General features: G+C 63.3%; 12 protein-coding genes. 5 read left to right on the top strand and 7 right to left on the bottom strand.

The annotated features are described in order from the left end of the window. Positions 1-20 precede the first annotated feature (20 nt). The gene (locus AC522E_RS10655) at positions 21-626 is read left to right on the top strand and encodes a class I SAM-dependent methyltransferase (RefSeq protein WP_500750419.1); all 606 of its coding nucleotides are present in this window, start codon (positions 21-23) and stop codon (positions 624-626) included. Positions 627-786: 160 nt separating this feature from the next. After that, positions 787-1,470, top strand: a complete 684-nt coding sequence (aat, locus tag AC522E_RS10660; RefSeq protein ID WP_500750420.1) for a leucyl/phenylalanyl-tRNA--protein transferase — start codon at positions 787-789, stop codon at positions 1,468-1,470. Here aat and AC522E_RS10665 read toward each other — a convergent pair. Then, positions 1,467-2,081: a DUF2155 domain-containing protein gene (locus tag AC522E_RS10665; protein ID WP_500750421.1), complete on the bottom strand. Its 615-nt coding sequence runs from the start codon at positions 2,079-2,081 to the stop codon at positions 1,467-1,469. The two genes, aat and AC522E_RS10665, sit on opposite strands and share 4 nt — an antisense overlap. Before the next feature lie 281 nt (positions 2,082-2,362). On the opposite strand from AC522E_RS10665, the gene AC522E_RS10670 reads away from it, so the two are divergent. Next, positions 2,363-2,968 (top strand): hypothetical protein, encoded by a 606-nt coding sequence (locus AC522E_RS10670; RefSeq protein WP_500750422.1) that lies wholly within the window; start codon positions 2,363-2,365, stop codon positions 2,966-2,968. 270 nt (positions 2,969-3,238) lie between these two features. Here the strand turns inward: AC522E_RS10670 and AC522E_RS10675 are convergent, their stop codons facing one another. After that, the gene (locus AC522E_RS10675; RefSeq protein ID WP_500750423.1) at positions 3,239-3,649 is read right to left on the bottom strand and encodes an NADH:ubiquinone oxidoreductase subunit NDUFA12; all 411 of its coding nucleotides are present in this window, start codon (positions 3,647-3,649) and stop codon (positions 3,239-3,241) included. 673 nt (positions 3,650-4,322) lie between these two features. On the opposite strand from AC522E_RS10675, the gene AC522E_RS10680 reads away from it, so the two are divergent. Both AC522E_RS10680 and AC522E_RS10685 read left to right on the top strand, forming a co-directional pair. Beyond that, positions 4,323-8,006 carry a vitamin B12-dependent ribonucleotide reductase gene (locus AC522E_RS10680; protein ID WP_500750424.1) on the top strand — a complete coding sequence of 1,228 codons (3,684 nt, stop codon included), beginning with the start codon at positions 4,323-4,325 and terminating at the stop codon, positions 8,004-8,006. A gap of 289 nt (positions 8,007-8,295) precedes the next feature. Further along, positions 8,296-8,487: a hypothetical protein gene (locus tag AC522E_RS10685; protein WP_500750425.1), complete on the top strand. Its 192-nt coding sequence runs from the start codon at positions 8,296-8,298 to the stop codon at positions 8,485-8,487. A 23-nt stretch (positions 8,488-8,510) separates the two neighbouring features. Here the strand turns inward: AC522E_RS10685 and AC522E_RS10690 are convergent, their stop codons facing one another. The 5 genes from AC522E_RS10690 to kdpC form a co-directional block, all read right to left on the bottom strand. After that, complete coding sequence (locus tag AC522E_RS10690) at positions 8,511-10,430, bottom strand: potassium transporter Kup (protein ID WP_500750426.1); 1,920 nt, start codon at positions 10,428-10,430, stop codon at positions 8,511-8,513. Next, on the bottom strand, positions 10,431-10,814 hold the full coding sequence (locus AC522E_RS10695) for a hypothetical protein (protein WP_500750427.1): 384 nt from the start codon (positions 10,812-10,814) through the stop codon (positions 10,431-10,433). Positions 10,815-11,059: 245 nt separating this feature from the next. Next, entirely contained in the window at positions 11,060-11,752 is a 693-nt protein-coding gene (locus tag AC522E_RS10700) for a response regulator (protein WP_500750428.1), read from the bottom strand. After that, complete coding sequence (locus AC522E_RS10705; RefSeq protein ID WP_500750429.1) at positions 11,749-14,430, bottom strand: DUF4118 domain-containing protein; 2,682 nt, start codon at positions 14,428-14,430, stop codon at positions 11,749-11,751. Before AC522E_RS10705 ends, AC522E_RS10700 begins: the two co-directional genes overlap by 4 nt. A gap of 22 nt (positions 14,431-14,452) precedes the next feature. Beyond that, positions 14,453-15,073, bottom strand: a complete 621-nt coding sequence (gene kdpC, locus AC522E_RS10710; protein ID WP_500750430.1) for a potassium-transporting ATPase subunit KdpC — start codon at positions 15,071-15,073, stop codon at positions 14,453-14,455. Positions 15,074-15,078 lie beyond the last annotated feature (5 nt).

The following is a 15,078-nucleotide window of genomic DNA, read 5'->3' on the forward strand; positions in this document are numbered from 1 at the left end:
ACCCATCGGAAAGCTTCTACATGCCTCGATTTCTCCACGTCGGCTGCGGCGCGAAGCGCAGGGAACACACGGTCGAGGCCTTCGCTTCACCGGCGTGGGAGGAGGTGACGCTCGACATCGACGAGAGAGTCCGGCCCGACATCGTCGACAGCCTCCCGGAGCTGGCGCAGGTCCGAACCGGAAGCTTCGACGCCGTCTTTTCGTCCCACAATGTGGAGCATCTTTATCCCCATGATGTCCCGACGGCTTTCACGGCTTTCCATCGGGTCCTCCGTCCTGACGGTCTCGCCATCGTGACCTGTCCCGACTTGCAGGCCCTGGGCGAGCGACTTGCCTCCGGCGACGTCGAGAGCCCGATCTATCGAAGCCAGGCAGGTCCCGTCTCTCCGATCGACATTCTCTATGGCTTCAGGCCGTCATTGCGTCGGGGAAACCTCTACATGGCCCATCACACAGGCTTCACGATGGCATCGCTCAGGAACACCTTTGGACACGCCGGGTTCGAGAGCTTCCTCGGTTTGCGGCTCCCAACAAAGTATGAATTGTGGGCCTTGGCGACCAAAGCCGTGAAGAGCGAATCCGAGTTGCGCGACATGGCAGCCGCCTACCTCAAGCCGACCAGATGAACGGCCCGGCGGACGCACAGTTTTCCCCCGATGCGAGTACCAGGGACGGGATCTGAACGGCGGCACGACCGAACTTCTCGCTTGCGTGACCATTCCAGCCTGACAACTCCCCGCAGACGCCCTATTCTCTGACGAGAATGCTGTCAGCAGGTCATCATCGATGAGCAGGGCTTCGGATCGGGCTCTTGAAATTACCCCTGAGATCCTCCTTAGGGCTTATGCCGCTGGAATTTTTCCCATGGCGGAGGATGCGGACGATCCTTCCCTGTTCTGGGTTGAGCCGCGGGAAAGGGGCATCATCCCCCTCGATGGTTTCCACGTCGGCAGGCGCCTGGCACGCACGATCCGATCCGATCGCTTCGAGGTCCGAGTCGACGAGGATTTCGACGCCGTGATCGCCGCCTGCGCGGCGCCCGGACCGGACCGGGAGAAGACCTGGATCAGCCGGCGGATCCGGGAACTGTATGGTGAGCTTTTCGACGCTGGCTACTGCCACACGGTCGAGGTTTATGAGGCGGGACGTCTGGTGGGCGGGCTTTATGGCGTGCGCCTGAGAAGCGCGTTCTTCGGCGAGAGCATGTTCCATGTGGAGCGCGACGCCTCGAAGGTGGCGCTTGCCCATCTTGTGGCGCGTCTCAAGCGGGGTGGCTTCACCCTGCTCGACACGCAGTTCGTGACGCCTCATCTCGCGCAGTTCGGGGCTATCGAGGTGCCAAGGCGCAGCTATAAGCAGATGCTCCGCAACGCCATGGAACTGGACGCAGACTGGAATATCTGGCCGCCTGGAACGACCGTCAGCGGCGAGGAAGCCCTTGCCGCCATCGCGGAGCCGACCGAATCCTAGTGGTCGTTCGGCCGGTCGGTGTTGATGATCGGGGCTGCCGGCGCGCGCCGGACAGGCTGCTGACGGGGCAGCGGAGCCACCTGGACCGGAGGCGGAGATGGAGCCGCCTGCGCCGGCGCGACGGGCGGGCTCATGATGTCACCGGGTCGTGCCGCACCGACGGGACGCCTTGTCTCGGTTTCGATCGGCGGCGGCTCTTCCGCCACGTCCTTCGGCTCGGCGATGACTTCCGTACCGCCTTTGCAATCCACGAGCCAGATGTCGTAGACGGGGTGCTCGATCCCGTGCAGGCCCGGGCTTCCAGCGAACATCCAGCCCGAGAAGACCCGGCGTGGCTTTCCATCGCCGCCGGTTTCGTCAACCTCCACGAACGACGTGGTATTGGGGTTCTCTGTCGGCGGCTTGGTGAAGCAGACATCGGCCTTCATCTGCAAGGAGCCGAACTGGACCGTCTCGCCCACTCCCACTTCGAACGACACGATTCGCCCGGTGATCTTGTCGAGCCCCGAGAAGACCCCCGTCGGGTTCTTGATCCTGTCCGCATGGGCCACACTCGTGCCGCCCAAGACCGCTGCGAGCACCAGAGCAGCTCGCTTCCAACCGAAATTCATAGTGTTCGCCCACGCCTCGTATCAGACAGCCAAGCTTGGCCGTCTTTTGCGCCGTGTTCCCGCGTTAACACGGTAACGGTGTTGGAAAAAGGGCAAGCCTCGAGCATCGTGCGCAAAAGTGGCCCCGGCCTTGTTGGCGGCACGATGCTCTCCTCAATGGGGGAAACATCGGATGCCCCGAAAAGAGCAAGCCGCTTCCGGCCCGACGCTATAGGAAGGATAGCCTTCGACAGCGCATGATCTAGAGTTGCCAGATCGGCAACCGCGGAGATTTCGGGACCATGAACTCGACCAGTGATGCTGCGCGACGCGCACTCGGCTTCCTGAGCCTCGAGGCCACGACCGCGCTCGCCGGCCGGGGCGTGATGATTCCGGCCCCCGAATCCGTCCTGATCTCCCCGGATGTCATGCTGGGAGACGGTGTCGTCCTCTGGCCCCATGTCATCCTGCAGCGCCTGTCCGCCGGCCGGCTTGCCATCGGATCAGGCACGATATGTGCTCCTGGCACCCATATCGTCGCCGCCGACGGGATCGTCACCCTGGGTTCGAGTGTCGAGATCGGGGAGGAAGGCGGATTCACGATCAAGGCGGGGAGCGGCGACAGGATCGAGATCGGTGCCGGAGCCCGTCTTCTGGGAGGCGGATCGCTGGCCCTGTCGAATCGAATCGGCCAGGGCGGCCAAATCCTCGGTCCCATCCGCTGCCAGAATTGTCGCCTTGGCGACGGTGGCACTCATCGCGACGTCGATCCGGACACGCGCGGGGGAGTATTGAAGGGCTCCGGGGTCGCCCGTGACCTCGATGTGCCACAGGGGCACGTGATCCAGGCGTTCGGCCTGTTCAAGGATGCGCCGTTGCGTCGCCAATCCTTCTTCCATCCCCGGTAAACGGTCGACCGGCCGTCAGTCGAAAAAAGACCGCTTTTCGAGAGGGTTCGGAGCCGGATCCATCATGGGGTTGCCCTGTTTCTCCCGGCGGAGGAAATGCACTACGGAGCAGGAATAAGAGCAGAGGATGCCCTGGTCCGACCAATAGGCCGGCCCCTTCTGGACCCGCCCCGCATGGTAGGCGAAATCCTGATGGCCGAAAGGCAGTCCGCACTCGATGCAGGCTTTGGGACTTTTGCTGTTCAACATGTTGCGGAGGCGGCGGAGCCCCTACTCCCCGGGGGACCAGGGAACGTAGTCGCCGGTCGCCGAGGGGCGCTTGCCCGTGGACAGCATGGAACCGGACGGACGATAGGCCATCACCGTTCCCGTCATGTTGGGCACGTAGGGCTTCTCCCACTCGTGAGGGGTGTAGGCTTCCTCGCTCGGCGGACGCTCGAAATTGTGGCACAGCCAGCCGCGCCAGCCCGGAGGCACGCGGGAGGCATCCATGTCGCCATTGTAGACGACCCAGCGACGCTCCGGCCCGACGGACGGGTCGATCAGCGGCCCGAGGGCGCGATAGTACCTGTTGCCGAACTCATCCGTGCCGACGAACTGGCCGTGTCGCCACGTATAGAATCGGGTGCCCAGGGTGGTCCCGTTCCACCAGGTGAAGAACTGAGTCCAGAACTGTTTCATCGCTGCCGCCGGAGGGGTTCGTGAAGGTGCGCGGAATATGGCTTCACGCCCGCGCGAAGTCCAGCCTTCGTCGCAAGGTGATTCCAATTCTGATTCCCGCATTCGTTGCCGCCGCGATTCGCTGGATCATTTTCCTGATTTGCCCGGAAAATTCCGCCCTTTTGCCGTCCCTGGGGATGGAGTGGAGCGCGTGGCGAGATTTTCATGCACGGCGAAATTTTCGGGTCCATTGGAGGCCTACCCGTCCCCATATTAAGTCGGCACAGCTTTGCCTCCCCGGAAGATGTCCTGGGATTCTGAAAGGATTCTCCGAGGCTTAGTGACTTTTCCACATTTTTAACATTTGCCCACTATATATAGTTGGAACCACGGCCACCGCTACAAGTTCTTGACGTAAGGCTCACGGAATGACTAGCTTGCCGGAGTGCCGTTTCGAGACCGGCAGCCCCCCTGAAAAGGGAGGTTGGAATCTCCCGAGAGTCAGCGTCAGAGCCGCGTGGCAGAGCGAATGCCGCGGGGTCCGTGGTGCCCGAAGGAGGCGTATTCGAGCGTGCTGTGTGGCGGTTCGACAAAAACGGACCGTGGGGGCGTCAAAAAATTTAGTGGGGCAAAGCGCTGCGGACGAGTTTCGCAGCCCGGAGGCTTTTTGTCTCTGAACTGAAGGATCAGACCGATGCGGATCGAGCGGCGTTATACCAAAGCTGGGCAATCACCCTATTCCTCCCTCGCCTTCCGGCTGGCCACGAGCGAGATTCGCAATCCGGACGGATCGGTTGTCTTCAAGCTCGACGATATCGAGGTTCCGGATACCTGGAGCCAGGTGGCGTCCGACGTCCTGGCCCAGAAATATTTCCGCAAGGCTGGCGTGCCTGCCTGTCTGAAGCGCGTCGAGGAGAACGACGTCCCCTCCTGGCTGTGGCGCTCCGTGCCGGACGAGGCCGCTCTGGCCAAGCTTCCGGAAGAGCAACGCTACGGATCCGAGATCTCCTCGAAGCAGGTTTTCGACCGGCTCGCCGGCTGCTGGACCTATTGGGGCTGGAAGGGTGGCTATTTCTCGTCCGAGGAGGATGCGCAGGCATTTTTCGACGAGTTGCGCTTCATGCTCGCCAACCAGATGGTCGCACCGAACTCCCCGCAATGGTTCAACACCGGCCTGCACTGGGCCTATGGCATCGACGGACCAAGCCAGGGCCACTTCTATGTCGACCACAAGACCGGCAAGCTGACAAAGTCCAAGTCGGCCTACGAGCATCCTCAGCCGCATGCCTGCTTCATCCAGGGCGTCGAGGACGATCTGGTGAACGAAGGCGGCATCATGGACCTCTGGGTCCGCGAGGCGCGCCTGTTCAAGTACGGCTCCGGCACAGGCTCCAACTTCTCCCGCCTGCGCGGCGAGGGCGAAAAGCTCTCCGGCGGTGGCCGCTCCTCCGGCCTGATGTCCTTCCTCAAGATCGGCGATCGCGCCGCGGGTGCCATCAAGTCGGGCGGTACGACCCGCCGCGCCGCCAAGATGGTGGTGGTCGACGTCGACCACCCGGATATTGAGGCCTATATCGACTGGAAGGTGAAGGAGGAGCAGAAAGTCGCGGCCCTCGTCATCGGCTCCAAGCTTGCCGCCAAGCATCTGAAAGCGATCCTCAAGGCCTGCGTGAACTGCGAGGCTGAAGGCGACGCCTGCTTCGACCCGGAAAAGAACCCAGCTCTCAAGAAAGAGATCAAGATGGCACGCCGGGTACAGATCCCGGACAACTACATCAAGCGCGTCATCCAGTTCGCACGTCAGGGCTACACGGATATCGACTTCCCGATCTACGACACGGATTGGGACTCGGAGGCCTATCTCACGGTCTCGGGCCAGAACTCCAACAACTCAGTCTCGATCACCGACGACTTCCTGCGCGCGGTGGAGAAGGACGGCGATTGGAAGCTGACCGCCCGCAAGGACGGCAAGGTGCTGAAGACCCTCACGGCCCGCGACCTGTGGGAGCAGATCGGCTATGCGGCCTGGGCCTCCGCCGATCCGGGTCTGCATTTCAACACCACCATGAACGACTGGCACACCTGCCCCGCAGGCGGCCGCATCCGGGCCTCGAACCCGTGCTCGGAATACATGTTCCTGGACGACACGGCCTGCAACCTCGCCTCCGCGAACCTGCTGCAGTTCTATGACCGCGAGACCAAGACCTTCGATGCCGATGCGTTCGAACATGCCTGCCGCCTCTGGACGGTGGTGCTCGAAATCTCGGTGATGATGGCGCAGTTCCCCTCGAAGGAGATCGCCGAACTCTCCTACGAATACCGCACCCTCGGCCTTGGCTACGCCAATATCGGCGGCCTGCTCATGACCATGGGCCTGCCCTACGATTCCGACGCGGGTCGCGCCCTCGGCGGTGCTCTCACCGCCATCATGACCGGCGTATCCTATGCCACCTCCGCCGAGATGGCCGGCGAACTCGGGCCGTTCCCGCAATACAACAAGAACGCGAAGCATATGCTGCGCGTCATCCGCAACCATCGCCGTGCCGCGCATGGCCTGAGCAGCGGCTATGAAGGCCTCGGGGTCGATCCCGTGCCGCTCGATGCGGCCTCCTGCCCGGATGAGAACCTGATCGCCCATGCCAAGCGTGCATGGGATCAGGCCCTCGAACTCGGCGAGAAGAACGGCTACCGCAACGCGCAGGCCACCGTGATCGCGCCGACCGGCACGATCGGCCTCGTGATGGATTGCGACACCACCGGCATCGAGCCTGACTTCGCCCTGGTGAAGTTCAAGAAGCTCGCCGGCGGCGGCTACTTCAAGATCATCAACCGCGCCGTGCCCGATGCCCTTCGGGTCCTCGGATATCGCGAGTCCGAGATCGCCGAGATCGAGGCCTATGCTGTGGGCCACGGCTCCATGCGCCAGGCGCCCGCCATCAACCCTGGCTCGCTTGCGGCGAAGGGCTTCACGGCGGAGAAGATCGACGCGGTCGAGAAGGGCCTGAAATCGGCCTTTGACATCAAGTTCGTGTTCAACCGCTGGACGCTGGGCGAGGATTTCCTCACCGGCACGCTCAACGTGCCCGCCGAGAAACTCAACGATCCGTCCTTCGACCTGCTGTCGTTCCTCGGTTTCTCGAAAGCCGACATCGAAGCCGCTAACATCCATATCTGCGGCGCGATGACCCTCGAAGGCGCGCCGCACCTGAACCCCGAGCACTACCCGGTCTTCGACTGTGCCAATCCCTGCGGCAAGATCGGCAAGCGCTACCTCTCGGTGGACAGCCACATCCGCATGATGGCGGCGGCACAGCCTTTCATCTCGGGCGCGATCTCGAAGACCATCAACATGCCGAACGATGCGACGGTCGAGGATTGCAAGAACGCCTACATGCTCTCGTGGAAGCTGGCGCTGAAAGCGAATGCCCTCTACCGCGACGGCTCCAAGCTCTCGCAGCCCCTCAACTCCGCCCTCATCGCGGACGAGGAGGAGGATGCGGAGGATGCGGCCGAGGCGCTCGCCGCCCTCCCCGCGGCGGCGAAGGCCGCCAACCTCTCGGAAAAGATCGTCGAGAAGGTGATTGAGCGCGTGGTCGCGGTGCGGGAGCGCGAGAAGATGCCCGACCGCCGCAAGGGCTACACCCAGAAGGCCGTCGTCGGTGGCCATAAAGTGTATCTGCGTACTGGCGAATACGACGACGGCCGTCTCGGCGAGATCTTCATCGACATGCACAAGGAAGGCGCCGCCTTCCGGGCGATGATGAACAACTTCGCCATCGCGATCTCGCTCGGCCTGCAATACGGCGTGCCGCTGGAGGAGTATGTGGAGGCCTTTACCTTCACGCGCTTCGAGCCCGCCGGCTTCGTCCAGGGCAACGAGCGCATCAAGAGCGCGACCTCGATCCTCGACTACGTGTTCCGCGAGCTTGCGATCTCCTACCTGGCCCGCAACGACCTGGCCCATGTCGACCCGTCGGAACTCGGCCCCACCACCATCGGCCAGGGCGAAGCCCAGTCGAAGGCGCCGGAGCCCGCTCCCGCCACGCCCTACATCTCCAAGGGCTTCGTGCGCGGCAATTCCGACCGCCTCATGCTGATCCCCGGCGGCGTCGGAGCAGGCCGCACGGGCACCACCGGCCTCACCATGGGCGCCACCGCGCTGAAGGAGGAACCCGCAACGAAGGCCGAGGAGAAAGTCGGCGAAGCCGACCTCGCCAAACTCGCCTTCACCGCCCCCTCCCTTGCCGACCGGCGCGCGGAAGCAAAGATGAAGGGCTATGTGGGCGAAGCCTGCCCAGAATGCGCGAACTTCACGCTGGTGCGGAACGGGACCTGCCTGAAGTGCGACACGTGCGGAAGCACGACGGGGTGTTCGTAACGACAGCTTGGGGCGCTGTCACTGAGATGAGAGCCAAAGTTCGGCCCAATTGACCGATTGTTGCCGCAATCGACCCGAAGGAGGTCGCCACTCAGGCGGCCTTTCTTTTGCGAACACAACTGACCTTTGTCCGCTTTCGCCTCACGGGCAGACGTTCGGCTTATGTCTGAAACGTGCCAAAAGCAGTCGTTCTCCGCGTTCCTAGGGACATTCCTCCCACCGGGCAGGTTGCGCCCTTGCCTAGAAGGCTTTCCTTGCGGCACAGAGCCCGCTGCCGCAGGGTGCCCGCATGATGCGTCAACCGATCTCGACCGCTCCACCCGAGGATGACAAGCCTCTCCTGCTCTTTTGTCCTGAGCAGGGTGGTTGGCATACCGGCGTGTGGTTCAGGGGCAAATGGCTGGCCTACATCGATACCAGCGTCGTGCTGCAACCGTCCTATTGGCTTCCGGTCCCAGCGGATCCGCTGGACGCAGACTGACCTGGTCTTCCGCTCCAGCGCGATTAGACCGTCACCTGGGTGCCAACCTCGACCACCCGTCCGGTGGGGATCTGGAAAAAATCGGTGGCGTCGCTCGCCGACTTGGCGAGGCTGATGAACAGCTTGTCCTGCCAGAACGGCATGCCGCCATGCACCGAGGGCCGGATCGAACGGCGCGAGACGAAGAACGAGGTCGCCATGATGTCGAACTTGAAGCCCTGCTTGCGCAGAAGAGCGAGCCCGCGCGGAATGTTCGGGGCTTCCATGTAGCCATACGTCATGTCCACGCGCCAGAACGAGTCCCCGAGAGGCTCGATCCGGACGCGCTCCTCGTCCGCCACGCGTGGAGCGTCGGCGGTCTTGACCGTCAGCACCACATTCTTCTCGTGCAGGATCTTGTTGTGTTTGAGATTGTGCAGCAGCGCCGCCGGCGCAACTTCAGGATCGCTGGTCATGAAGACGGCGGTGCCCCTCACCCGATGCGGCTGGCTCTTCTGCAACATGCTGATCAGTTCGAGCAGCGGCACGTCCACTTTCCGGGTTTTCTCGAACAGAATGCGCGTACCGCGTCGCCAAGTCAGCATGAGCAGGACCAGCAGCGCACCGACCACCAGCGGCATCCAGCCTCCCTGCGGGATCTTCAGGGCATTGGCGGCCAGGAAGATCATGTCGACCACTAGGAAGGGCACGAGCACGGCGGCCGAGGCCCAGAGCGGCCACTTCCAGAACCGCCAGACCACGAAGAATGCCATGATGGCAGTCACCACCATCGTTCCGGTGACCGCAAGACCATACGCATGCGCCAGGGCACTTGAGCTTCTGAACATGACGACCAGAAGCAAGACGGCGCCCAGAAGCAGGAAATTGATCCTCGGCACATAGATCTGGCCTCTCTCTGTCTCTGACGTCCAACGGATCTCCATCCGTGGCAGAAGGCCGAGCTGGATCGCCTGCTGGGTCAGCGAGAAAGCACCCGTGATCACCGCTTGGCTCGCGATGATGGTGGCAACAGTCGCTATGCCAACCATCGGCAGCAATGCCCAATTCGGGTAGAGCAGAAAGAAGGGGTTCTCGATCTTGCCGGGATCGTCGAGAAGCAGCGCCCCCTGACCAAAATAGTTCAGAGCGAGGCAGGGTAGGACAAAGCTGAGCCAGGCAAGCTGAATGGGGCGCCGACCGAAATGGCCCATGTCGGCATAGAGTGCCTCGGCGCCGGTGACGGCCAGGAACACGGCCCCAAGAGCAAATAGGCCCGCCGTGCCATGGGTGGCGAGGAACACGACACCATAGGTCGGGCTGATCGCGGCAAGAATGCTCGGATCATCGGCGATGTGAAGCAGCCCGCCGACTGCCATGAGAGCGAACCACAGCGCCATGATGGGGCCGAACCAAGCTGCGACCCTCGCGGTGCCATGGCTCTGCACCGCGAACAAAGCGATCATGATGAGGCCGCTGAGCGGCAGCACGTACTCCGCAAAGGTGGGCGTGACGAGCGTCACACCCTCGATGGCCGAGAGCACCGAGATCGCTGGCGTGATGATGGCGTCGCCATAGAACAGGGCAGCGCCAGTCATGCCGAGCAGAGTGATGACGAACACGTTGTGGCCCATGGCCTTCTGGGCAAGCGCCATGAGGGTGAGGGTGCCGCCCTCGCCGTTATTGTCGGCGCGCAGGATGAACAGCACGTACTTGACGGTCACAATGAAGATCAGCGCCCAAAGGATGAGCGACACGATGCCGAATACCATCTCCCGGGTTGGGCTTCCGCCGCCAGCGGCCGCCGCAAGCGACTCCTTGAGGGCATAGAGGGGGCTCGTGCCAATGTCACCGTACACGACCCCCAGCGTGCCGAGCGTCAGGGTCCAAAATCCGGATGCCTGCGGAACCGTGGGTTGGACTGCTGGCTCCGTGGGATGGGGCGGGCTGGAAGCCGTTGCGGTCATCTATTTCTCCGCTCCGTGGCCCATGGAGGCCGCTTCGGACCTCTCCATCCGCCGGAACGCCGTGACATTGCTGGGAGCCCGCCCTTCGGCTTTCAGGATCTGGGCCTGCACGAGAGCGCCGAAGATCGCGAGCGCCGGGTCGTCGTGCTGGAACTCGGCCACGTCCTCGACCCAGTTGATTGCCAGCCCGCGGACGCAGATCGCGCAGTTCCAGCGGCAGTCGTCGCAGGACAGGCGATGAATTGCCCAATCGGGCAGCTCCCAGCCGATGAGCCGGAAGCCCAGATCAACCCAAGCCTCAGCTTCGATAAGACGCTGCACGAGCGTGTCTGGCCCGATGGCCGACTTGAGCCGGGGACAGGCGTATTGCAGGACGTCGGCCACGAGGCCAGCCTGCGGTTGGGAAGCTGTCTCGATCCGAGACAGAAGGGAGCGGAGGTCCTGATCCGGATTTTGCTTTGGCCACATCTCGGCTGTCCAAATAGGTCGGGACCGGACAACCCGCGCCCCAAGGCCGGCAATGGCTCCCGACCTCACCGATCAGACATGGCCAGGGCCGCATAAAAAATCGATTGGGAAGTGAGGGGCCCGATATAAACGCCGCATAAAGACGCCTGCCGGGACAGCGCCTAGACGGCATCCAGCAGGCGGTAGCCGATGCCCGGTTCGGTGAGAATAAAGCGCGGGTCAGACGGGTTCGGCTCGATCTTCTGCCGGAGCTGGCCGACATAGACGCGAAGATATTGGGTGTCGCTCTCGTGTGCCGCGCCCCAGACGGCAGTGAGGATCTGCTTGTGCGTCACCACCTTGCCCGCATGCCCCGCCAGGAACGCGAGAAGGTCGAACTCTTTCGGACTGAGGAGCACCTCGCCCCTTTGCCACGTCACCCGGCGCCGGGGAATGTCGATTTCCAATCCTCCGACGCTGACGACCGGGGTCTCGCCCTTGCGCTGCATGCGATGACGCAAGGCCGTCCGCAGCCTGGCCATGAGCTCGCCCATGCCGAACGGCTTGTTGACAAAGTCATCCGCCCCGAGATCAAGGGCCGCGATCTTCTCCGCCTCGCGGTCGCGGGCGGAGAGCACGATGATCGGCACGTCCGACCATTCGCGCACGCGGGTGATCACGTCCTTGCCGTCCATGTCGGGCAGACCGAGGTCGAGCACGACGACGTCGGGAGCCTCTCCCGCGATGCGCTTCAGCCCTTCGGCGGCGGTGCCGGCACTGATGGCCTCGTATTCATTCGCTTCGAGGGCTGGTTTAAGGAAGCGGAAGATCGCCGGTTCGTCATCGATGACGAGCACTCGCATCGGGCTGGTCATGATGTTGCTTCCTTCAGCGGCAGCCGGATCGAGACACGTGTGCCGTGGCCGTCTGCGATGGGGCTGTCAGCAGTAATCGCTCCGCCATGCGCATCGACAATCCCTTTCGCGATGGCCAATCCCAGCCCTGTACCTTCGCCCCCATCGCCATCTTGTTGGCGACCACGGACAAATTTCTCGAAAACCTTGGGGAGCAGCCTTGAGGAGATGCCTGGTCCATTGTCCGTCACAGAGAGCACGACTTCTCCGCCACCCCGGCGAGCCGCGAGCTCTACCTTCGCATCCCGTCCCGCGTAGCGAACGGCATTGCCAACAATATTGGCCAGAGCCTGATCGAGCAGAGAGGGATCTGCCCAGACAAAGGGCAGCTCCGGGTCGATTTCGAGACGAAAGGCTTGCGTTGCGCCTCTTCTCTTGGCCAGAGCCACAACCCGGTCGAACGCCTCCCGGACATCGACCCAATCGCGGCGCAGTTCGAGGGCTCCTGCCTCGACGCGTGTCATCGAGAGCAGGTTTCGGACCATCCGATCGAGGTGCTCCGCCTCGTCCTTCACCTGTTCGAGCAGATCCTGCCGTGCGCGCTCGGTCATTTTCGGCCCGTAGTCACTAAGAGTGGTCGCTGCACCGAGGATGGAGGCGAGAGGCGTGCGGAAGTCGTGGCTGATCGAGGTCAGCAGCGTGTTGCGCACCCGTTCCGTCTCGGTCGCAGTATGGGCTGCCGTGATCTCCCGTGCCAGCCGCGCCCGCTCCATGGCCGCTGCCGTCAGCTCCGCCACCGTCTCGGCGAGGGTCCGAGCTTCCGAGTCCAGGATATTCCCATCGAGGGCAAGGCCCATGGCTCCAATACGGCCATGGGAGGAGCGCAGAGGCAGGAAGAGCCAGCGCGCCGATGGCAGCGTGTCCGTCCCAGCACCAGCCGCCTCGTCCTTCTCGTAAGCCCAGCGAGCCGCCGATGCCGAGGCGGTATCCAATTGATCTTCCGGGGGCCAGGAAGCTGCAAGCTCAAGCGTATCGCCTGTGGGCAGGAGGATGGCCGCCGGACGGTGGAGGTAGCCGTTCAATTCAACGACGGCTCCCTCGGCGACCGCATTGGCATCAGGAAAGCTCGACAGCCTGCGGGTGAACTCGTAGAGCCGCCGCGTCGCCCGGGCCCGGCTGACCGCCGCCGCTGCCTGCTCCCGCGCCCGTCCGGCAATGGCCGAGGTCAAAACGGCAGCGCCAAGGAAGATGAACAGAGCCAGCAGCTCGTGCGGGCGCGCGACCGTGAAGGTGTAGACCGGATCGATGAAGAAGAAGTTGTAGCCGAGGAACGATAGGATCGAGCTGACGACGGCAGGCCAGATTCCGAACCGGACCGCTGCGAACAGCACGGCCACCAGGAAAATCATGGAGACGTTCGGCAGCGAAACCACAGAGGTCATTGCCAGCCCGACGACAATAGCCGCAGCAACAGCAAAGGCCGACCATAGGAACGGAGCCCATGACTGGCTGACCTTCATCCGTGGGAGGCGGTTCCACCATCGCATCTCCTGGGCCTGCCCGTCCTTGGCGGTCACGACGTGAATGGCGATGTCCTCGGCGTGGTGAACCAGTTGATGGGGCAAGGAATGCCCAACCAATTCGGACCACCAGCCACCACGGGATCGTCCTACCACGATCTGGGTGACGTTCTCAAACCGGGCGAACCGCAGAAGCTCCTGAACCATATCATCTGCGACGAGCGTCTTAGCGTCTTCGGCGCCGAGGCGCTCGGCAAGCTGGAGCGTTTCATCGATGCGCCGCCGCCCCTCGCTCCCGATTAACGCGCCTGGCCGCTCCACGGTCACAGCAAGCCAGGGGGCACCAATCGCCTCAGCCAGCCTTTTGGCATGACGAACCACCGCCGGGGAGGTCTCGTCGGCACCGACACAGACCAGGATGCGCTCCCCTGCCGCCCAGGGTCCCTCAAGTCCGCTGCTCTGCATCCGTTCGAGCAGGTCACTGTCGATGCGCTCAGCGGCCCGACGTAAGGCGAGCTCGCGTAAGGCAACGAGGTTGTTGGGACGGAAGAAGTTGTCGACCGCCCGTGCTGCCGTGTCCTGGACATAGACCTTGCCCTCAGCCAATCGCTTGAGAAGCTCGTCCGGCGGCAGGTCGACAAGGACCAGCTCATTTGCCTCGTCGAACACCGCATCGGGTACGGTCTCGCGCACGCCGACCCGCGTGATGCGTTGGACCACGTCATTGAGGCTTTCGAGATGCTGGATGTTCAGTGTCGTCCAGACGTCGATCCCCGCCGCCAGCAACTCCTCAATGTCCTGCCACCGCTTCGGATGACGGCTACCGGGAGCATTCGTGTGGGCATATTCGTCGACGAGGATGAGCCGTGGATGGCGCAGCAAGGCGGCATCGAGATCGAACTCCTGCACCATCCGCCCGCGGTACGGAGCGGCAAGACGGGGCAGTATCTCCAAGCCCTGGAGGAGTTCCTCCGTTTCCTGGCGCCCGTGGGTTTCGACGAGGCCGACGATGACCTCCATGCCTTCCTCGCGCGCCGTCCGGGCCGCCTGGAGCATGGCATAGGTCTTTCCCACGCCGGGCGCCGCCCCGAGAAAGATCTTGAGACGGCCGCGTCCCTCCCGGTTGGCCAGGGTGAGCAGCGCGTCGGGCGAGGCACGCGGCATCTCGGTCAGGGCCATGAGAGCTCAACCCTCCATCGTCTCAGGATACATCGCGCCCTCGTTGGGAACCCAGCCCGTCGAGGGCCCGGTTGACGCGCAGGACGTTGACGCGAGGTTCCCCGAAGATCCCGAAGGTCAGCCCTTCGGTCGCGGTCTCGATCGCCTGCCTGATCTGCTCCTCCGGGAGGTTCCGGGCCGCAGCGATGCGGGGCGCCTGTGCCAACGCAAAGGACGGCGAGATGTGCGGGTCGAGACCGCTGCCGGAGGTGGTCACGGCATCGCCCGGGATCGGTTGCGCCAGACCCGCCTTGCGCCAAGCCTCGGAGGATGCCGTCAGGCGGTCCGCCAGTTTCGCGGAGGTCGGACCCAGGTTGGAGCCTGTCGAGGCCGCCGGGTTGTAGGGCGCATCGACTGTCTTCGCGGGATCCGTGGGATCGGCGCCGCCCGTGGCGGAGGGCCGCGGCCAGAGATAGCGATCGGACGTGAATACCTGCCCGATGAGATCCGAGCCGACGACACGGCCGTCCTGTACGATCAGGCTGCCGTTCGCCTGCACAGGGAAGACGAGCTGTGCGATGCCCGTGACGGCAAAGGGATAGACGATCCCCGTCAGGGCTGTGAACAGCACGAGCAGAACGAGTGCGGGACGAAGATGGGACATGGCAG

The sequence above is a fragment of the Microvirga sp. BF8 genome (assembly GCF_059888585.1).